General features: G+C 44.5%; 15 protein-coding genes, 1 tRNA gene and 1 pseudogene. 9 read left to right on the top strand and 8 right to left on the bottom strand.

Annotated features, from left to right (window positions below):
* Positions 1-168: 168 nt before the first annotated feature.
* From AACV78_RS06545 to AACV78_RS06535, 3 genes are all read left to right on the top strand, one after another.
* Entirely contained in the window at positions 169-1,299 is a 1,131-nt protein-coding gene (locus tag AACV78_RS06545) for an extracellular solute-binding protein (RefSeq protein ID WP_194011149.1), read from the top strand.
* A 155-nt stretch (positions 1,300-1,454) separates the two neighbouring features.
* Complete coding sequence (locus AACV78_RS06540; RefSeq protein WP_194011150.1) at positions 1,455-2,366, top strand: ABC transporter permease; 912 nt, start codon at positions 1,455-1,457, stop codon at positions 2,364-2,366.
* Positions 2,367-2,699: 333 nt separating this feature from the next.
* On the top strand, positions 2,700-3,545 hold the full coding sequence (locus AACV78_RS06535) for an ABC transporter permease (RefSeq protein ID WP_194011151.1): 846 nt from the start codon (positions 2,700-2,702) through the stop codon (positions 3,543-3,545).
* A gap of 559 nt (positions 3,546-4,104) precedes the next feature.
* On the opposite strand, the gene AACV78_RS06530 is transcribed toward AACV78_RS06535, so the two are convergent.
* Positions 4,105-4,920, bottom strand: coding sequence for an acyl-CoA desaturase (locus AACV78_RS06530; protein WP_194011152.1), 816 nt, complete (start codon positions 4,918-4,920; stop codon positions 4,105-4,107).
* Positions 4,921-5,552: 632 nt separating this feature from the next.
* The gene (locus AACV78_RS06525) at positions 5,553-6,365 is read right to left on the bottom strand and encodes an acyl-CoA desaturase (protein WP_194011153.1); all 813 of its coding nucleotides are present in this window, start codon (positions 6,363-6,365) and stop codon (positions 5,553-5,555) included.
* Positions 6,366-6,446: 81 nt separating this feature from the next.
* Here AACV78_RS06525 and AACV78_RS06520 point away from each other — a divergent pair, with 81 nt between their 5' ends.
* Positions 6,447-7,679 (top strand): methionine gamma-lyase family protein, encoded by a 1,233-nt coding sequence (locus AACV78_RS06520; protein WP_194011154.1) that lies wholly within the window; start codon positions 6,447-6,449, stop codon positions 7,677-7,679.
* Between the two features lie 211 nt (positions 7,680-7,890).
* Here the strand turns inward: AACV78_RS06520 and AACV78_RS06515 are convergent, their stop codons facing one another.
* Positions 7,891-8,523: a Vat family streptogramin A O-acetyltransferase gene (locus tag AACV78_RS06515; RefSeq protein WP_194011155.1), complete on the bottom strand. Its 633-nt coding sequence runs from the start codon at positions 8,521-8,523 to the stop codon at positions 7,891-7,893.
* 82 nt (positions 8,524-8,605) lie between these two features.
* On the opposite strand from AACV78_RS06515, the gene AACV78_RS06510 reads away from it, so the two are divergent.
* From AACV78_RS06510 to AACV78_RS06495, 4 genes are all read left to right on the top strand, one after another.
* Positions 8,606-9,166, top strand: coding sequence for a GNAT family N-acetyltransferase (locus tag AACV78_RS06510; protein WP_228042095.1), 561 nt, complete (start codon positions 8,606-8,608; stop codon positions 9,164-9,166).
* 52 nt (positions 9,167-9,218) lie between these two features.
* Complete coding sequence (locus tag AACV78_RS06505; RefSeq protein WP_194011156.1) at positions 9,219-9,590, top strand: DUF2237 family protein; 372 nt, start codon at positions 9,219-9,221, stop codon at positions 9,588-9,590.
* A gap of 164 nt (positions 9,591-9,754) precedes the next feature.
* Complete coding sequence (locus AACV78_RS06500; RefSeq protein WP_194011157.1) at positions 9,755-10,174, top strand: element excision factor XisH family protein; 420 nt, start codon at positions 9,755-9,757, stop codon at positions 10,172-10,174.
* Complete coding sequence (locus tag AACV78_RS06495; RefSeq protein ID WP_194011158.1) at positions 10,162-10,497, top strand: XisI protein; 336 nt, start codon at positions 10,162-10,164, stop codon at positions 10,495-10,497. Before AACV78_RS06500 ends, AACV78_RS06495 begins: the two co-directional genes overlap by 13 nt.
* Positions 10,498-10,662: 165 nt before the next feature.
* Here AACV78_RS06495 and AACV78_RS06490 read toward each other — a convergent pair whose 3' ends face one another.
* The 4 genes from AACV78_RS06490 to AACV78_RS06475 form a co-directional block, all read right to left on the bottom strand.
* Entirely contained in the window at positions 10,663-11,865 is a 1,203-nt protein-coding gene (locus AACV78_RS06490) for a Coenzyme F420 hydrogenase/dehydrogenase, beta subunit C-terminal domain (protein WP_194011159.1), read from the bottom strand.
* Positions 11,866-12,050: 185 nt separating this feature from the next.
* The gene (locus tag AACV78_RS06485) at positions 12,051-13,577 is read right to left on the bottom strand and encodes a slipin family protein (RefSeq protein WP_194011160.1); all 1,527 of its coding nucleotides are present in this window, start codon (positions 13,575-13,577) and stop codon (positions 12,051-12,053) included.
* A 477-nt stretch (positions 13,578-14,054) separates the two neighbouring features.
* A tRNA-Ile gene (locus AACV78_RS06480) sits at positions 14,055-14,125 on the bottom strand.
* Between the two features lie 188 nt (positions 14,126-14,313).
* Positions 14,314-15,378 carry a reverse transcriptase family protein gene (locus AACV78_RS06475; RefSeq protein ID WP_194011161.1) on the bottom strand — a complete coding sequence of 355 codons (1,065 nt, stop codon included), beginning with the start codon at positions 15,376-15,378 and terminating at the stop codon, positions 14,314-14,316.
* 823 nt (positions 15,379-16,201) lie between these two features.
* Here AACV78_RS06475 and AACV78_RS06470 point away from each other — a divergent pair.
* Positions 16,202-17,605: pseudogene (locus AACV78_RS06470) on the top strand (IS5 family transposase).
* 305 nt (positions 17,606-17,910) lie between these two features.
* On the opposite strand, the gene AACV78_RS06465 reads toward AACV78_RS06470, so the two are convergent.
* Complete coding sequence (locus tag AACV78_RS06465) at positions 17,911-19,377, bottom strand: DEAD/DEAH box helicase (protein WP_194011163.1); 1,467 nt, start codon at positions 19,375-19,377, stop codon at positions 17,911-17,913.
* Positions 19,378-20,097: the final 720 nt, after the last annotated feature.

The following is a 20,097-nucleotide window of genomic DNA, read 5'->3' as shown; positions in this document are numbered from 1 at the left end:
AAATAGGAGAATTCCCAATGCCCTGTTTGGCCAATTCCCAATGCCCAATTCTCAATGCCCAATTCTCAATGCCCAATTCCCAATTCCCAATTCCCAATTCCCAATTCCCAATTCCCAATTCCCAATTCCCCAATCTAAAATCTAAAATCTAAAATCTAAAATCAAACTGTGCCTCCGACAAATCTACCAATTTCCAGGATTTTCCCGGCTAATTCGACACGCCGTCAGTTCCTAAAAAATTCGGCGGCGACAATTTCCGGCTTAGCCCTTTCGAGTTGCGGCTGGCGGCTGGCAGACGTACAATCTGCTCCTCCCGTCACAGGTGCTGCCGACCAACTTTTCATCTATACTTGGGCTGGCTATACCGATAAAGCTTTGCTCGATCGCTTTGCCGAAAAAACAGGCATTCGCGTAGTAGCCGACGTGTTTAGTTCCAACGAAGAAATGCTGGCTAGAGTTCAAGCCGGCGGAGGCCGCGCCTACAGCATCATTTACCCGTCTGACTACATGGTGGTTCAGATGACGGAACTGGAGCTGTTGACTAAATTAGACCACTCGATTTTGGGCGGACTAGATCGGCTCAAAAAACAGTTCCAAAACCCCGTCTATGACCCGGGAAACCGCTACAGCGTCCCTTTGAGTTGGGGAACCACAGGCTTGATTTACAACAGCGAACAACTCAAAGAAGCTCCGGTCGATTGGAACTATTTGTGGCAACACAAACAGGAGTTAGCAAGACGAATGACGCTAGCAAGCGATGTTCGAGAAGTCATGGGTGCTGCGTTGCGGATGCTTGGCTATTCCCTCAATTCTACGAACCCAGAGCAAGTCAAAAAAGCTTACGAAAAGTTGGTGGAACTCAAACCCGCGATCGCATCTTTTACCACAGATGCTTGGCGGCCGCAAATGCTGACTGGCGATTTGAAGATAGCCATGTGTTATTCTTCTGATGCTAATGAAGTAATTCCAGATAACGATAAATTGAAATATGTCGTGCCAAAAAGCGGTTCTTCTTTGTGGACAGACACTTTAGTCATTCCCAAAGGTGCTCCCAATCCCGAAGCAGCTTATAAATGGATTAACTTTATGCTGCAAGCCGATATCGCTGCTTCTTTAGTAGAACGGCTCAGTTTTTCAACTCCTTCGGAAGATGCTTTTAGTTTGTTAACGCCGGAAGTCCGCGAAAACGAAATTCTTTTCCCCTCGGAAGCTGTTTTAAGAAATTGCGAAGGTGTTGCTCCGGTAGGGAAATTTATGGAAGTGTACGATCGCTATTGGACTAAATTAACCAGCGGCTGATCCTCACCTGTAGGGCGGACTTTACACGCAATCTCTGACTTTTATCCAAATTTTACATCAATCCGCCCCCACAGTCGATCGCCCGCTGCATCGCTCCGTATTATATCCGCGTTAATCCGCGTTAATCAGCGGTTAAAAAATCAAAACTATTATTTATGGCTGTTTCCACCAAAGCTCCCCCTCCGATTCCTCCCACATCTACCGCAAAAGCTGAAACTCGCTCCCCGTGGTCATCGTGGGCTGGGCCACTAGCATTGCTCGGCCCTTCTGGCTTGTTCCTCGTTTTATTATTAGTAATACCAACTCTGGTAATTTTTCAGCTTAGCTTAGTACCAAATATTAAGCCGGGAGATTTGGTGAATCCTTCGGGAATCGGCAACTATCTGCGAGTGTTTGAACCGCTGAATTTGCAGGTGATGGGTCGATCGCTCTTTTTCGCAACTGGAACTACCATACTCTGTTTGGTGCTGGGATTTCCCGTCGCTTACTGGATCGCCCTCAATGTCTCGCCGAAGTGGCGGAATTTAACATTGTTGGGCTTTGTGTTGCCGCTGTGGACTTCTTCGCTGTTGCGATCGTATGCTTGGATTACAATACTGCGTCCTACGGGCGTTCTCAACTCAGTCTTAGCCCTTGTAGGCATCCCTCCTCTAGAATTGTTAAATCAAAGTTCCGCCGTTCTCATCGGCATGGCTTACAGCTATTTGCCTTATATCGTAACAATTCTCTACGCTTCTTTGGAAAAGCTCGATCGCAGATTGTTAGAAGCATCTCAAGATTTGGGCGCGAATCCGGTAGAAACTTTCTGGAAAGTGACAGTACCTCAAACAATGCCGGGAATTGCAGCAGGCTCTTTGCTAGTATTTATTAGCTGTTTGGGCGATTTTGTCGATCCCGAATTGCTCGGTGGAGCTTCCAGCATGACAGCCGCTCGTTTGATTTACAATCAGTTTTTGGGAGCAACACAAAATTGGGGGCTGGGTTCGGCTCTGAGTATGGTATTAATTTTTGCAGTGAGTATCGGAATTGCCCTTTTGCTCAAATATGGCGATCGTAATGCAGTTTAGTCAGTAGTCATTAGTCATTAGTCAGCAGTTATTAGTCAGTAGTCATTAGTTATTAGTCATTAGTCATTAGTTATATCATTTTTGGTTGCATCGGAATGATTTAACCTTATTAGTACACAGAGTACACAGAGGGAGAGAATATATATCTGAATCATTCCGATGCAACCGGATTTGATATCATTAGTTTTTAGTTATTGAGCGGACTTAACTCCGCACGTGCGAACCAAATCCTATAGTTGTCAATCTAAGGAACATGATATAACAACTGCAAACTAAAAAAAATCCATTCTTAAATTCCCAAATTACAAATTACCAATTCGCGATTAACGAGACATGGAAAATCCCACCAACAATCCACAGGAGGAAATACCACCCGATATGTACTTAAAACCTAAATTTAAAATTTCTTGGCAAGTCATATTTGCCATCTCCATGTTTTTTTATATGTACCTGCCCATATTGGTACTCACATTTTACAGCTTTAACAAATCGCGTTTTAGTGCCGGCTGGGAAGGATTTACCTTAAATTGGTACGTTCAATTATTTAGCGATACGCGGATATTAATTGCCCTCAGAAACAGTTTAACAGTCGCTATTTGTGCAGTTGCAATCTCGGCTGTACTCGGAACTTTAATGGCCGTTGGTTTAGCCCGCTACCGCTTTCCGGGGAAAAGTTTATATCAGGGAGTTTCCTACTTGCCGATTATTATTCCAGATATTGCCAGCGCGGTTGCTACTCTGGTATTTTTAGCAGCCCTCGCTATTCCTCTGAGTTTGTGGACAATTGTCGCCGCCCACGTTGTGTTTTGTCTGGCTTACATCGCTCTAGCTGTTTCTACTAGATTGGCGGATTTAAACCCATATTTAGAAGAAGCTGCCTTAGATTTGGGTGCAACACCTGTTGAGGCTTTTATTCAGGTTTTATTACCTCAATTATTACCTGGTATTGTTTCTGGTTGTCTGCTGTCTTTTGTCCTCAGCATGGACGATTTTTTGATTGCGAGTTTCACCGCAGGTAGCGGGACTACAACTCTGCCGATGGAAATTTTTAGCCGGATTCGGACTGGGGTGAAACCTGATATTAATGCTCTCAGCGTGCTGTTGATAGTAGGTTCGGGAGGATTGGCATTTTTAGCAGAATATTTGCGCGGCCGCAGCGACCAAAAACGGTCTCATTAGTCAGTTGGTAGTTGGCAGTAGTCATTAGTCATTGGTTATAATACAAAATCCGGGTTTTGGATACTACTATTTACGAACCAGTCGGCGTAGGCCGACATCGTTTGTTTAGTAGCGGTTTCAACCGCCGAATCATTAAGGGGGTATGTTACCCGGATTTGGTATTATAGAACCCATTTGACATCTTTGAGTTTTTGGCTTGGGTGATGAGAAATATAGAGAGAAACTGGTTTTTGAGATTTACGCTCATGGCGAGAAACCGGGTTTCTATGAGTTTTTGGTTGGGTGACGAGAAATATAGAGAGAAACCCGGTTTCTGAGATTTACGCAGAATAGATATCAAATGGGTTCTATATAGCGGTTATCAAAAAAGTGAGGTATGCCCTATGCCCGGCGCGGGCCACGGCGGCCTATGCCGCATAGTACCTCATCTTTCTGAAAAAGGCTATAACTGGTTATTAGTCACAAAAAAACCGGGTTTATTAAAGAAACCCGGTTTCTGAAGCGGTAAGGTGCGCGGTTCGGCACACCCTAAAGAGGTTCTGCCTCTAGGACTGAATTACTATTTTGCTGGTAATTTAACCTTACTAGCCAAACCTAGCGCTTCCAAGACTTGAATTGTCATCCAAGTAAAGTCAATTTCCCACCATTTCATACCGTGACGGGCAGAGTATTGAAAAGCGTGGTGGTTGTTGTGCCAGCCTTCGCCGTAAGTCAAAACCGCAACCCACCAACAATTAGTGGAACTATCTTTAGTTTCGTAAGTGCGGTAGCCAAACTTGTGAGTTGCACTGTTCACAAACCAAGTGCAGTGATACACCAAAATTAAGCGGACAAAAATTACCCAAACTACAAAGGGCCAGCCTGCGGCGAAGTAAAGCAACACGCCAAAGACGATTTGTATGGGGAGAAAGTAGTTTTGCAAAAATTGGTAAAACGGATCGCTGGAAATGTCTTTTGTGCAGCGAGCAATTTCAGCGTGGGCGGGGCCTTTATAAAGCATCCAGCCGAGGTGACTCCACCAAAAACCATTCTGGGCATTGTGAGGGTCGAGCGCATTTTGGTCCGAGTTGGTGTGGTGCAAGCGGTGCAACCCAACCCAATCAATTATTCCTCCTTGACAGGCCAGGGCTCCGCAAAATGCTAGAAAGTATTCTACGAATTTTGGTGTCTGAAAGCTGCGATGGGTGAGCAAGCGGTGCCATCCGAGAGTTATTCCTAAACCGCCGGTGATCCAGTGCATGAATACTGTTAAACCAACTGCTGTCCAGTTGAAGTTACTGGGTAAAAATGCGAACAAAGCTCCGATATGCAGTCCTGCTAAACTAATAACGTGCTTCCAATTGTATTGGAGTTTTTCTTGTGTTGCTATTGTCATTCTTTTTTTTGATTTCTGATGAGATGCAGACTGGAATTCACGTATAAGAGTTTGGATTGAGTCGCGAACTGTTTTGGTGCACGCTTGCCCAAACTGAGCGAGAATGAATGATAGATTTGGGAGTATCTGTGTTTTGCATTTAATAGTGCTGTCGGGAGTTCCCGACAGCACGCTTTGTAAAAAATGCTTTTTTTGAAAAATCAGATGCTCCCCTAGATTTTGGATGAGGATCGAAAAAGATTTACGATTTAATTGTGAAATTAAAAATTTTGGCGGCAAAACAAAATTTTTTGTTTCTGGTTCTATTATAACTGATTGTGGTGTTGGTTGGGTCGATCGCGCCAGATGATTCAATCTGTGTTCAACGCAACCTGACCCGATCGCCAAAAAAGCATTAGACATTGGTCAGTCGATTTTAGATTTTAGATTTTAGATTCTTCGACTTCGCGAGCGAACAAGTTTTAGATTTTAGATTTACTTGCAGCATTGAATCATCGCAGCTTGAACTATCGTCTAAAATTTTCCGATCGAGCCTAAGTTAGCGTCGGGGGCGCGGTACCTATTTTTTGGGCGGTAACGAGCCATTAATCCAAAACCGATGACCGACAACCAATGACTAAGTGCGGATCGCCCTATTTTTCTGCTAATTTCACTTTGGTTGCCAAACCCAGCGATTGTAGCAGTTGAATAGTCATCCAAGTGATGTCGATTTCCCACCATTGGAGACCGTGGCGAGCGGAGTATTGAAAGGCGTGGTGGTTGTTGTGCCAGCCTTCACCGTAGGTGAGGACAGCAACCCACCAGCAGTTGGTCGAGCCATCGCCCGATTCGTAGGTGCGGTAGCCAAATTTGTGGGTAGCGCTGTTAACCAGCCAAGTGCAGTGGAACACCACCACGATCCGCATAAATACGCCCCAAACCACGAAAGACCAGCCGCCTAATAAATAAAGCAACACACCGAACACGACTTGGATGGGTATAAAATATGCTTGGAGAAACTTGTATACTGGGTCGTCGCCGATGTCTTTGGTAAAGCGAGGAATTTCAACTCTGATCGGTAGATCCGAGAGCATCCAGCCCATGTGGCTCCACCAGAAGCCTTGATTTGAATCGTGGGGGTCTGTTTCGGTGTCAGAATGTATGTGGTGTAATCGGTGCATTCCTACCCAGTCGATCGGGCCGCCTTCACAGGACAGGGTGCCACAAATAACTAGAAAATACTCTAGCCATTTGGGTGTTTGAAAACTGCGGTGCGTAACGAGACGGTGAAATCCGAGAGTAATCCCTAAACCACCTGTTACCCAGTGCAGGAATACTGCTAAGCCGACAGCAGACCAGCTAAAATTACCCGGCAGCAAAGCAAATAAAGCGCCGATGTGCAGAAAGGCCATAAAGCCTATGACAGGCCAATCAGGAGAAGTTTTTTTGGAAGTTGCAATCGTCATGAATATATTATGTTTACAAACTAGAGGCCGTATTTACGCGATAATCAACGGCGCGCACGCAAATGGTGAGCGAGGTTATAGATGAATAGCGTTTCACGGCTACAGGAAGCAGAACAGGCACTCTTTCAGATTTTTTCTGGTATTGACGCGACAGTCAAGCAAAATCTTCAACGAGTCTTAAAAGCTTTTCGCAGCCACCGGGTTGGAGTCCAGCATTTTGCAGGGGTTACGGGTTACGGCCACGACGATTTGGGTCGGGAAACTTTGGACGCGGTGTTTGCCGCAGTGGTAGGGGCAGAGGCGGCGGCTGTGCGGGTACAGTTTGTTTCGGGTACTCACGCGATCGCCTGTGCTCTTTTTGGCGTTTTGCGTCCTGGTGACGAAATGTTGGCAGTGGCTGGTTCTCCCTACGATACTTTAGAAGAAGTGATCGGCTTGCGGGGGCAAGGTCAAGGTTCACTCATTGAGTTTGGCATTAATTACCGTGAGTTGCCTCTAACTCGCGAAGGAAGTGTGGATTGGCAGGCACTGAGCTCTGCTATTTCAGGAAAGACTCGCCTGGTTTTGATCCAGCGCTCTTGCGGTTATTCTTGGCGATCGAGTCTGTCTATTTCTGAGATTAAAAAAATCGTCGATCTAGTCAAACATCAGAATCCTAACACAATTTGCTTTGTTGATAATTGTTACGGCGAGTTTGTTGAGGATTGCGAACCTACTGCTGTGGGTGCGGATCTGATGGCTGGTTCTTTGATCAAAAATCCGGGGGGTACGATCGTCCCCACAGGAGGTTACGTCGCCGGGAGGGCCGATCTGGTGGAAGCGGCAACTTGTCGCTTGACGGCACCGGGAATTGGCAGCAGCGGGGGCGCAACTTTTGATTTGAATCGCTTGCTGTTTCAGGGTTTATTTTTGGCCCCTGGGTTTGTGGGGGAGGCGATGAAGGGTAATCATTTGACGGCTTACGTTTTTTATAAGTTGGGTTATCGGGTGAATCCGATTCCCTTGGCGAGGCGCAGGGATGTGATTCAGGCGATCGAATTCGGTTCTGCTGATAAGTTAATTGCTTTTTGTCGGGCTGTTCAGCAAAATTCCCCCGTCGGTTCCTATTTAGATCCGGTGCCGGCTCCGATGCACGGGTACGAGAGTCAATTGGTGATGGCTGGAGGTACTTTTATTGATGGGAGTACGTCGGAGTTTTCGGCTGACGGGCCGCTCCGAGAACCCTATGTGGCTTTTTGTCAGGGAGGGACTCATTGGACTCACGTATCGATCGCCCTGGAAGCTGCGATCGATGCTGTAGGCCCGGCCAGGTAAGTTGTAGGGGCGGTGGGGTACGGGGGTTCCCTGACTTTACACGGTGATTTTTGGGGATTTTTTGACCGCAGATGCAGGCAGATTGACGCTGATGAACGCAGATTTGAAGATGTATCCGGGGTCGGCTGCTGGGAGTGGGTTCGCCGGCGCGATCGCGCCGGAACCGGTACACAGCATCAGAGTTAAAATTAATATCGCTGTATTTGCGAGTTTACCCAGCTTTACTGAGGGCTTGAATATCGCTTTGCATAATTATGCTGACATTGCGCGAAATCTTTTCTATTTCCCAATCCCACCACCTAATTTCTAATAATTGTGCAATTTCAGCATCGCTGAAACGCTGTCTAATTAGACTTGCAGGATTTCCGCCAACAACCCGATAAGCCGGAACATCTTTCGTTACCACAGATTTAGCAGCAATAATTGCACCGTCGCCGATTTTAACTCCCGGCAAAATCACTGATTCGTAACCAATCCAAACATCATTACCAATGACAGTATCGCCTTTGCTAGGCAGTTCCATCAATAAATTCATAGCAGTTTCCCAACCGTTGCCAAAAATCGGAAATGGGTAGGTAGAAATGCCATCAATTTTGTGATTTGCACCGTTCATGATAAATTTGACGTTGGTGGCGATCGCACAAAATTTACCAATAATTAATTTCTCACTTCCGTAATTGTAAAGTACATTTTTCTCGAAGTCTTCCGGGGCGATCGGATCGTCGTAGTACGAGTAATCGCCGACAATAATATTTGGCGATTTAACAAAATTTTTGATAAAGCAAACCCGGCGCTGGTCTACCATCGGATAAGGTCGGTTTGGATCGGGCCCAAATTCTGCCATTTTTTTCAAATAAATATTTAGTTTTTAATTGTTAATTATACCTGCCAAATTCTTTATATCCATAATTTTGGGAATCATTTCCTTGCTAAAATATTCTAGCAGCGCTTACCCGCCCTCGCATCCCAAACACGCCATCAATACCCAGACAAAACCCACCTATCCTACCAATCTGCACCTGCAAGTGAAAATCCGAAACTACGAAATCGGCGACACAGAAAAAATCGCCCAACTCTTTTACGACACAGTGCGCGAAGTCAATATCCGCGATTATACAACAGCCCAAGTAGATGCTTGGGCACCTGCAGACACCGACATTCAAACTTGGATGCAAAGTTTAAGCAGTAAATTTACTTTTGTAGCAGAAGAGGGCGATATAATCGCAGGTTTTGGAGAATTAGAAGCCAACGGCCACATCGATCGCTTTTACTGTCACAAAGACTTTCAAAGACAAGGAGTTGGCAAGCTTATTTTAACACAAATTGAGTCAAAAGCCCAAGAATTAGGACTTAAAAAGTTATTTGCCGAAGCCAGCATTACAGCTAGAGCTTTTTTTGAAACCCAGGGATTTATGGTGATTAAAAAGCAAGAAGTAGAACGGAGGGGTCAAAAATTCATCAACTTTGTCATGGAAAAATATCTATAAACAACAACCTTTTGTGTAAAATTAGATCGAAGAGTTTTGCGGAGGAGTTGTGATGGTGACGGAAGCTACAAATGTGCTGGGCGGAAAATTAGAGACTTGCTGCACGTCGCCCATTACGGGCTATTATCGAGACGGAAAATGCAATACGGGCGGCGGCGATTTGGGGGCTCACACTGTTTGCGCCCAACTGACAGAAGATTTTTTGCAATTCACCAAAAGAATGGGAAACGATTTGAGTACGCCGGTTCCTGAGTTTAAATTTCCGGGATTGAAAGCAGGGGATTGTTGGTGTTTGTGCGCTTCTCGGTGGAAGGAAGCAATGGATGCTGGATGTGCGCCGCGGGTGGTTTTGGCTGCGACTCACGTTTTAACTTTGGAATACGTTTCTTTGGACGAATTGAAGGAACACGCTGCTGATTTGTAGGAATGTGCGATCGCTTTTAGTCAATAAGGGCGATCGGGTTTTTATACAAACTGTAGGGTGCGTCAGTTTGCATTGTTTTTTCAATAATTCAGGCTTTCTTTACTGACGTATCCTAGAAATTTACTTCAATCAGTTATCATAGGTTTAGAGGTGAGGTATAACCAGTGTCAGCTAAGGATAGATTTCATAATGCTGTGAAGCGAGGTCTTGAAAAATCTGGGTGGGTCATTACTCACGATCCTCTCAGGCTAGAATTTGCTGAGAATGAGAGAGTCGAAATCGATTTTGGAGCAGAAAAACTCCTCGCGGCGGAAAAATCAGGAAATAAAATTGCAGTAGAAGTCAAGAGCTTTTTAAGTGCTTCAGCTCTCTCTGATTTTCATACCGCCCTCGGACAATTTTTAAATTATCGTTTAGTCTTAGAAAAAATCGAACCAGCTCGCATTCTATATTTGGCAGTTCCGCTCGCAACTTACGAATCTTTTTTCAGTCGGGAGTTACCTCAAGCATCGGTTAGACAACACCAAGTCAAGCTTATTGTGTACAACCCAGTTCAGGAGGCAATAGTCAAATGGATCGACTAGAGCATTACCGTCAGTGCATTCAAAAACTCCTAATTGAAGATAGCAAGATAGCACCCATTAACGGAGAAATCGAGGTAGAAACAATTTTCGATCTAGAAAAAGACCGCTATCTAGCCGTCGATTTAGGATGGGACGGACACCGCCGCGTGTACAACTGTGTGTTTCATTTGGATATTAAAAATGGCAAAATCTGGATTCAGCGAAATCAAACTGACAGGCAGATTGCTGATGAATTGGTAGAAATGGGAGTCCCCAAAGAGGATATTGTGCTAGGACTTCAGCCAACTTATGCCCGCGAATATACAGGGTTTGGAGTTGCATAATTTCAATCACCCAAGAATTAGTGCGCGTCCGTTAGCTACCACAAAAAAACTGGTTTGTAGTGAGAAATTTAGTCCGCATCCATTCCGAGGACTAAATTCCTCACTACAAACATTTTTTATTAATGGTAATTAACAGGACACGATATGACGCACCCTACAACAAGTTTAGACCTCTGGTAACTTGTACTGCGCGACAATCCGCTTAGCATATTCCGGCACATGAGCCTCCAATTTCTCCGGGTAATTCCGCTTCACATACAGATAATTGCGAGTGAAATGAGAATCAATCGAAAAGCGGGCATATTCCAAACCCTTCGGCCCAATTCTCTCAATAAAAACACCCATCAACTTCGCCGCCCACATCGGTAAAGTAACACCTTTTTCGTAAGCGGGAATACTTTGCTGAACGGCTTCTTTGCGGTTTCCCTGAGACATCACCGGCTGAGTGTTTAGCTGATCCGTTACCAAGTCTAACATTTCTTGCCCGGTGTCATTTCTTACTACAATCCACTGCCAGCCAAAAGGTGCGCCCATGTAGCCGACCACTAAATCTGCTAAAGAATTGACGTAATCAAAACAGCTCAAACAAGAAGGAGCAAAAACATCTTTCAATTCCTTAGTATTCAAGCCAAAAAACGGCACTTTTTCTTCGGAACCATCTTCGTGTTTGAAGTGAACGTTAAAGTCTTGCATAAACTCGTAAGAAACCACCGTTTCAGGAGAGCGGCTAGTTGTATCTAGGAATTTTTGCAAGCCTGCACGGCTGACATTATCCACACAGGGAGTTCCGAGAACGTAAAGCTTTTCTAAACCGAGTTGTTTTTCGACTGTTCGCAATGCTTGAATTTGACAACCTACGCCAATTACTAACAGTCGTTTCATTCCCGATTTTTCGATTTGTTCTAATACCGAAAGGTTGGGAGATAGAGTTGGTTTGTTGACTTTGGCTGCGAGAATTTCTTCGCGGTTTCTGGCAATTATTGGCATCGGTTGAAAGCGGTCTTCTTTGGTGTTTTGGACGCAGACAACGCCTTCAACAATGCCTTTTTCTAGCATTTCGATCGCAATTGAGCTGACAATTCCCGTCCACTGAGCGCCTTCAATTGGTTCTTTTTTCTTAGCCGCCATCATATTTTGACTGACTCCGAAGTACCAATCGTCGGGATTGTCGAGATTGCGCGATCGCCCGTGAATCTCTGCTTCTAGTTCTGCGATATGCTGTGTTAAGAAAGCGCAAGCTTCCTTGACATAATGGATATAATATGTATCGCACAAACCGCATTCGCTGCAAAGCTCTTTAGCGGGGCGACGGCTACCCGGTTTCAGGGCTTTGGATTTTTGGTGCTTAGCAGAATCTGTTGCGGTCATCTAAATTACTTATTTTATGGAGATATGGCATTTACGAGAATATCATATCAAATCCGGTAGCATGGGAATTAATATTACCCACAATTAGGAGACGGCAGTGCCGTTTCCCTACAATTAATCGGGGTAGGGACACGGCACTGCGGTCTCCTCCGTTTATATCATAAGGAGTGTTACCGGAATTGATATCACTCTCGATTGATCCGAATCAAATCAGTCAAAATATTATCCAAGCCCCCATTAACTTGAATCCGGTCAATCTTCTCAGCAATCCGTTCCAAAACCTCCAACTCCTTCAAACGCAATGCCACCGGATTATCCTCCATCACTTTCGCAGTATTCAACATACTCCGAGTAGCCGCCGTCTCCTCTCTGCGTCTAACTACATTTGCTTGAGCCGATTTTTCCGCCTCCACAACTTTGCTCAAAATAGTCTTAATTTCACCAGGTAAAATAATATCTTTGATACCTACAGAATCGACTTCTATGCCATAATCTGCGGTTTTGGCGCGGATGTATTCAGATATACTGCTATCGATCGCACCTTTGCTCTCCAACAACCCATCCAAAGTCTGTTCCCCTACAGCACCGCGCAAAGCAAACTGCAATTCCTTGTACAAAAATCCCGTAATATCCGACAAACCATTTTTTGCCATCAGCGGATCTCGGATGCGATAACCAGCAGTCAAATTCAAGCGCAGAGGCACTTTGTCTTTTGAGAGAATATCTTGACCAGATACCTCGATATTTTGCAATCGCAAATCAATCGCTTCCGTTTGAAAAGAGCGTCCAAACTTCCACCAAGCATGAGTTCCTGGTGGTAATTGCGATTGAAACTCTTGGTTAATATATAATAGTCCAATGTGCTGTGCCGGAACTTCACAAAGATGCAAATACTTGGCACTGAGCAATAGAGCTTCTGGAGTGCCAGCCACCAACTCAGCTACTAAGCTATGCTCTAAACTAAAATCAGTATTGATGTCAATTATTTCCACTTCAACACCTTGCCAAAATAGCTTGCGGCTTGTCGGTGGCAAAAAAGCAATAACTTTTCCTCGATCGCGCACAATTCCAATTTGATGACCGAGTAATTGCACAAGTTCGCAGTAGGCCGCTACAAAATCGGGATGTTTTTCAATTAAGACATTTTCTTGGGGAAATTCAGGATTGGGAATAACTCGACTGAGAGTGCGAACTGTAACATCTTTATCCGCAGACCAAAAAGCATATTCTCCCGGTTCTAGAGGGCGCAAAAAGCTATTCTGCACGTACAGCAAACCAATTTCAGACTCGGAAATTTGAAATTTTTTCAGTCCTTGCAAAGCGGTCGATCGCACTTTTCGGACAAACTCAGCCGGCAATTCCAAATTTTCGTCTAAATTGAAAATATGACATTCAACTTCAATAAATCCGCGCCAAAAAGCCCGCAATTGATTCGGCAAAATACTTATCCAATTTTGACCCAAACGCACTAAAGCTGTTTGATTGAATTCTGTTCTAACAATTAACAGATGTTCTTGCAGTTCGGTGCCGTGGTTTCTCAGCAATAGTTCTAAGTTGTCAATCTTCGCTTCTGGCTGGTTGCGATCGTAGCTTTTTAGGTTCCAATGGCTGCCGAAATAAGTGTATGTACCGGGCAGCAAAATTTTCTTAAAGTCGCTCCGGTGATATAAGATTCCGATTTGGTTGGGTTGGATGTAAAAGGTTTTCCACATAGAAATTTTTAGAGATAATTTGGGCAGGCGAAACCAGCGAAAAAGATTTAATTTAAACATCGATCGCCTTCTTGGTATCTATTTGTAACATATATACTACAATATCTTTTTAACTCTGTCAAGTGCAAGTGCTTACAGTTCAAATGCGGGCATTCAGAGCCTCCAAAACTGGATTAAGATTGTCGCTACTTCTCCTAAACCACCTTTCAGCAATCTCGTGGAAAAAGATAGCAATTCTCAAATATGCCGATCGCCCAACCCCTCCAAAATCCCCGCAGGAAAATCGGATGCAAGCAAAGCGAAGGGACACACTCAAGTCAGGGAGAGATACAGTTGCGCGAGCTTCTTAACTGCTATAAACACTTGCACGACAGAGTAATTAACACAAAAGAAGTTTTATGGGATTGAGGTTTTTCCCAATACCATTAAATTGTCGCCTTGTCCCAAACAAGGTGCCCGTACCCAGGGCCAGGGTGTTGGAAAGTGTAGGAATCGAACCTACTACAAATCGGCGATACACCGATCGCTCTACCAGCGAGCTAACTTTCGGGGTGAACTTTAGAGGGTGAAATAGTTAAAAGCACTGGGCGGTATACGCTGTTAACAAAGGTTAGCGCACCGGTCGGGCATACAGAACCCGAACCACAGCTTTGTGACTTTTTTACTATTCGATTTCCAGCATAGCACAAGGAAAAATCCGTCAGCTAAAATTTTATATAATTTAGTAATTGCGGTATTATTTGCCTTCATATTTCTGCTTGATTCGATCGACACGCAATTGCAATTCTGCACCTTTGCTGGGATCAACCATTGACACGTAATTTGCAAAGCCAGCAATCGAGGCTATTAAATTAGTTGAATTTCCCCATTTTTTACCTGACAATCCTTCTTGCTCTATTTGATAGAGAGTCGCACGAAAAGATTTTAAAGTTTTTTTAGATATATTTAATTGCGCGTTGACAACAATACCTGTTACTTCCTGCTGCACCGATCGCCCCATAATTTTAGTTTTATCGCGATTGATGCTGAAACCCTCAGCAGCAATAATCAATTTAATTTCTTTCATCAAATTAGATATTCGGCGCGCTGCTTCCCCACAGCCAGAAAATGTTAAATCGTCAGCGTACCGCGTATAGCAAAACCCAAGATTTTTAGCCGCGATCGCTATCCGGCTGTCCAGATGACGGCAAATTAGATTTGAAATAGCAGGACTTGCAGGCGAGCCTTGAGGTAAATGACGGTCTCCTGAAGCTGTATAATTAATTTGTCCCTCTTTTTCTATTTCCTTTATTTCAAAAGCGGTGCAAATCAATCCGAAAATATTCGCTGCAGTTTCCGAATAACCCAACCCGCTAAATAATCCTTTGACACGCTTGTATGAAATTGACTGGAAAAAGTCCTGCAAATCTATTTTAACTAGGATATCTGCACCGACATGAGGTTTAGCGTTGGTGACTGTCGAGCGCTTTTTACAAAATCCATGTGCTGCACTGTGAACTTCTAATTTTTCTAAAATATTATCTAAAATCCACCTTTGAGCCGACTTAAGGTTGGGTCTAGGTGCCGCAATACTTCTTTCCTCTCCTGTTTTTTTCGAGATTTTGAAGCGGGTGTAATGCGTAATTGTGGATGCCGGACTGTTTAATGTCAAAAAGTGCAGTTTTTCCCGGCTAATTCCCATTGCCAAAGCGATTTCTTCAGCGGTGTTGCATTCGGCTAAACCGTGCAATTGTAAATTTTTTGGATGCCCCTCAGCAGATACAGATGTGACGTGCAATTTATATGTAGCTTTACTTGCCATAATTGCTTACTATTCAATCAATCTATAGCATACATACTACAATATTTTTTTAACTCTGCAAGTGCAAGTGTTTACAGTTCAGATGCGGGCAAAAGCAGCTCCAAGACTGGATTAAGATTGTCACCACTTCTGCAAAACCACCCGTAGGTAATCTCGAAAAAGATCGTAATGCTCAAATATGCCGATCGCCCAACCAATCCAGAATCCCCGCAGGAAAACGAAATTTAGCAAAGCGAAGGAACACACTCAAATCAGGGAGAGATACAGTTGCGCGAGCTCCTTGACTGCTAACAAACACTTGCATCACAGAGTTGTAAAATAACGGAATCGAACCGTCTTGGGATTTCTCCCGTACCGCTTTTAGCTGTGAAGCTACCCGTACCCAGGGCCAGGGTGTTTAAAGTACAGGAATTGAACCTGTTACCAATCGATTAATAGTCGATCGCTCTACCAATTGAGCTAACTTTGTGGGGGTTGACACAGGAATCGAACCTGCTACCTATCGGAAAGCCGATCGAGCTACCATTGCTCTAATCAACATAGTTAAAATTACTTAGCGGTATACGCTCAAACCAAAGGTAGGCGCACCAGTCGGGTATATAGAACCAGAACTATAGCTTTGTAACTTTCTGACTATCCCGGTTTCAAGATAGCATATCGATCTTTCAAACGGGCGATCGCACGTCTTGCATCTTTACGTAGGGCTTGCTGAATAAGCCTAAAACCCTTACCTGAAAAGACTTTGACTCGCGATCGGCGTGGATAAAGTGTAAGACTATGAGCTAAAATTAGTCAAAAGCCATGCACAGTATCACTTTCGTTGATGTACCGAAAACTTGACTAGGGCCCCAAAAGCACCGTCCAACTTTGACCTTAACGGACAGGGACAATTGTCAGAGGATAATCGTTGGGTAATCATGGAAAAACTAATTCCGTGGTCAGAATTTGAAGTAGAATATGCCAAAAATTTCACCAGTTCAACGGGAGCGCCCGCCAAATCGTTTCGTATGGCCTTGGGGGCATTAATAATCAAAGAAAGATTAGGAACTAGCGACGCCGAAACAGTAGAACAAATAAGAGAAAACCCTTACCTACAATACTTTCTAGGTCTGAGTGGTTATAGTAATGAAGCACCATTCGACTCATCCATGTTCGTTTATTTTCGGCAAAGAATAGGTGTCAGCCTAGTCAATAAAATCAATGAAAAAATGGTCAAAAACCAGACTGAAGTGCAAGGAGAGGAAGTAGAAAAAAAGTCATCAGACCTAAGTGAGCCTAAGAATCAAGGAAAATTAATATTAGACGCAACCTGCGCGCCAGCCGACATTAAATATCCGACGGACTTAGGACTATTAAATCAAGCAAGAGAACATACAGAAAAAATCATAGATGCTCTACACAATCAAATTCAGTCACCCGTAAAAAAAAACCGAGAACCTATCGAAACAGAGCCAGAAAAGAATACCTAACTCTAGCAAAAAAGCGCAAACCACGACAAAAAGAAAGAAGAAAAGCAATTAAAAAACAATTGCAATACATCCAAAGAAATTTGACGAATATAGAGGGAATGGGTGAGCTACAGTTGCTGAGTAAATCTCATTATAAAATGCTGTTAGTAGTTGCAGAAGTCTACCGTCAACAGTTGTCAATGTATGAGAAGAAAGAACATAGTATTCCCGACAGAATAGTAAGTTTAAAGCAACCACATATCCGCCCCATTGTCAGAGGGAAAGCCGGGAAATCCGTTGAATTCGGGGCAAAACTGTCAGCCAGTTGTCGAAATGGGTACGTATTTTTAGACCGAATTAGTTGGGATAATTTCAACGAATCAGGAGACTTAAAAATACAAGTAGAAGCATTTAAACGATTCACCGGATTTTACCCTGAATCAATTCATGTAGATCGGATATATCGAACACAAGAAAATAGAGCTTCGTGCAAAGAACTCGGCATAAGAATGAGCGGTGTCCGTCTAGGAAGACCTCCCAAAAATCTGAGCAAATCAATGAAAAAACAAGCTCAATCAGACGAGAGAATTCGTAACTTAATTGAAGGGAAATTTGGAGAAGCTAAAAGAAGATTTAGCCTCGGTAGAGTGATGACTAAACTTGATAATACTTCTGAAACAAGCATCGCCATAACTTTTCTGGTGATGAATCTTTCTGCCCTGCTACGGCAGGCTTTTTGGCTTTTTTTCGGTCTATTTCATAACAAAAACCTTTTTTGATGTTTTTTGGCTTAAAGTATTAGTAAAAGCTATGTTTTGCCAGGATAAAATTGACAAAACTTATATTGCCGAGGCGATCTCAAATTCACTCATCTTTCTAAATGCTGTTTTCTGACTTTTTCAGCAAGCCCTACGTACCCACTTCTTAGTCTGCGGAGGCAGACTTTGTTTGACTTGCAGAGCGGTTTCAACCGCCGAACTCGCTCGGATTTCGTATTACAACCCATAAAAAAAAGTAGAGGTGCGATCGATCGCATCTCTACTACAAAAATTCTAAATAAGGTGCACATTGTGCACCCTACCAATTAGCTGTTCTGGGGAACAGGAGCACTCGGTGCTCCAGAAAAAGTCGGCGCACCAGTCTTAGCCCGCTTTTTGATCAAGATTGGTTTGACGCTGTTTTCTCCACCAATCGGGGGATCTTCTTGTTGAGCGTAATCCGCGCCCATCCAAGCCGGACGGCTTTGATCGAAGGCCATTTGCAATGCTGCAGCGGCGATCGCGTGGGAGTCGTATTCCTCGGACAACTCAGACACCAAAGGTAAGAAAGATGCCATCCGTTCGCCAGCCAAAGCTTCGCGAACTTTACCCTGCATTTTTTCCAACTGACGTGCTTCAATTTGTGCCCGTGTCGGAATGTTCCGCACTGTCAAGCTCGATCGAACGTGGCGTTCAATCAAACGCAATTTGCGGCGATCGACCGGTTGAATTAGCGTAATCGCTGTTCCTTCGCGACCGGCCCGACCCGTGCGTCCGATCCGGTGAACGTAGCTTTCTACGCTATCGGGTAAATCGTAGTTAATTACGTGAGTCAAGTGATCCACGTCCAAGCCCCGCGCCGCAATATCAGTCGCTACTACCCAGCGGACTTGACATTGGCGGAACCGATGCAGCAAGCGTTCCCGCTGTGCCTGGTTCAAATTACCGTGATACTCGTCCACGCTGTGGCCTGCTGCTTGCAGTTGGCTGGTAAGTTCCGCAGCCGACTGCCGCGTCCGCACAAAAATCAGCGCCGATTCCGGGTCTTCCATTTCTAGAATTGGCTGCAAAGCTCTTGCTTTAGACCAGCCGCGCGGAATCATGTACACGCCTTGGCTGATGCGCTTCGGCGTTGCTTTTGGCTGTTCGACGGTGACGTTGACTGGGTTACGCAAATGGCGCGCTACCAATTTCCGAATGGAAGCTTCCATCGTCGCCGAGAAAAATGCCGTTTGACGATCTTTTGGTGCAGCATCCAAGATTTTTTCCACATCTTGGATAAAGCCCATGCTGAGCATTTCGTCAGCTTCGTCCAAAACCAGCCATTGTATTTTGTCTAGTTTCAGGCTGCCACGGCTGAGCATATCTAATATGCGTCCGGGTGTCCCGACAACTATGTGAACGCCGCGCTTCAAACGCTGCATTTGGCGATCGATCGATTGACCGCCGTACACTGTCAGAACTTGCAGAGAGCGACCTACTTTTACCGGGCCTTCCTTGCTGATACCGCTCAAATCGCGGATAGCTTCTGTTACCTGCATCGCCAATTCGCGGGTCGGTGTCAGCACCAGTGCTTGCACCGCAGTTAAATCTAGATCGATCCGCTCCAAGATTGGCAACGAGAATGCTGCCGTTTTGCCCGTTCCTGTTTGGGCTTGACCCACAACGTCGCGACCTGCTAGCAAGTGCGGAATTGCTTGTACTTGGATGGGAGTAGGTTCTGTAAAGCCTAGTGTTTCCAGATGGAGAACGAGTTCTTCCGAAAGACCTAAGCCTTCAAACAATAAATTCATTAATGCTCCTAATAACGAGTCTTAGCCTTCTAAGTTGCCCAACTCGGATGCGGATTTCTGCTCGGCGGCAGGAACTCATTATGAGTTCTGTGTGGTGCTGCGCCTGCGCGCACCTTTTTAAATAGCAATCGAGTATAGGGCAGCTCCGTCGATGGTGACTAATTTACCAATTCGACAGCCGTCTTTGATTTTGTGACATCACCGATACCAACCGCCAGCGATCGGCTTATCGACTTCCAACATTCTTAAAATAGTACATTGGACTTCCTTTGAGGTACTTGCGAGCTTTCCCTGCGCGGGCATTTTATAGTGAGGATGATGACCAGCCCCACTGCACTGCACTACATAGTAGTAGTTACAGGTTTGTTAGTTCAGGCGCTATCCCGCAATCCGTCGCCTGCGGGATTTAGCAGGGGATGCAGCGATTCGTCAGTCGATTTTAGATTTCTGATTTTAGATTTTAGATTTACTCCACAGATTAATGTGGGGTCTGAACTAGCGTCTAAAATTTTTAATCTCTCTACTCCTGGCGTCAGAGGCTTGTATCCGTTTTTGGACTACCGTTACCGCCTATCCATCTCAACACTCTTTCGGGATACCGTTGTGGTGTAGGGCGGACGGCGAAGCAATCTCAAATTCTCCCCGCTTATTTCTGGCTTGTTACTATCATAACTCTTTACATTCAGAAACAAAACATTAAATTCGTTAAAATTTTCCGAT

The sequence above is a fragment of the Tychonema sp. LEGE 07196 genome (assembly GCF_963890365.1).
In the GTDB taxonomy this organism is placed as follows: Bacteria; Cyanobacteriota; Cyanobacteriia; order Cyanobacteriales; family Microcoleaceae; genus Microcoleus.
Note: the sequence above shows the minus strand (reverse complement) of the source record. Positions and strands in the feature narration are given on the sequence as shown.

What these genes read in the sequence shown, in the direction of transcription:
- AACV78_RS06465 (WP_194011163.1), bottom strand. Translation starts at nt 19,377, where the DNA reads ATGAATTTATTGTTTGAAGGCTTAGGTCTTTCGGAAGAACTCGTTCTC.
- AACV78_RS06485 (WP_194011160.1), bottom strand. Translation starts at nt 13,577, where the DNA reads ATGTGGAAAACCTTTTACATCCAACCCAACCAAATCGGAATCTTATAT.
- AACV78_RS06540 (WP_194011150.1), top strand. Translation starts at nt 1,455, where the DNA reads ATGGCTGTTTCCACCAAAGCTCCCCCTCCGATTCCTCCCACATCTACC.
- AACV78_RS06505 (WP_194011156.1), top strand. Translation starts at nt 9,219, where the DNA reads ATGGTGACGGAAGCTACAAATGTGCTGGGCGGAAAATTAGAGACTTGC.
- AACV78_RS06525 (WP_194011153.1), bottom strand. Translation starts at nt 6,365, where the DNA reads ATGACGATTGCAACTTCCAAAAAAACTTCTCCTGATTGGCCTGTCATA.
- AACV78_RS06475 (WP_194011161.1), bottom strand. Translation starts at nt 15,378, where the DNA reads ATGGCAAGTAAAGCTACATATAAATTGCACGTCACATCTGTATCTGCT.
- AACV78_RS06530 (WP_194011152.1), bottom strand. Translation starts at nt 4,920, where the DNA reads ATGACAATAGCAACACAAGAAAAACTCCAATACAATTGGAAGCACGTT.
- AACV78_RS06535 (WP_194011151.1), top strand. Translation starts at nt 2,700, where the DNA reads ATGGAAAATCCCACCAACAATCCACAGGAGGAAATACCACCCGATATG.
- AACV78_RS06515 (WP_194011155.1), bottom strand. Translation starts at nt 8,523, where the DNA reads ATGGCAGAATTTGGGCCCGATCCAAACCGACCTTATCCGATGGTAGAC.
- AACV78_RS06520 (WP_194011154.1), top strand. Translation starts at nt 6,447, where the DNA reads ATGAATAGCGTTTCACGGCTACAGGAAGCAGAACAGGCACTCTTTCAG.
- AACV78_RS06495 (WP_194011158.1), top strand. Translation starts at nt 10,162, where the DNA reads ATGGATCGACTAGAGCATTACCGTCAGTGCATTCAAAAACTCCTAATT.
- AACV78_RS06490 (WP_194011159.1), bottom strand. Translation starts at nt 11,865, where the DNA reads ATGACCGCAACAGATTCTGCTAAGCACCAAAAATCCAAAGCCCTGAAA.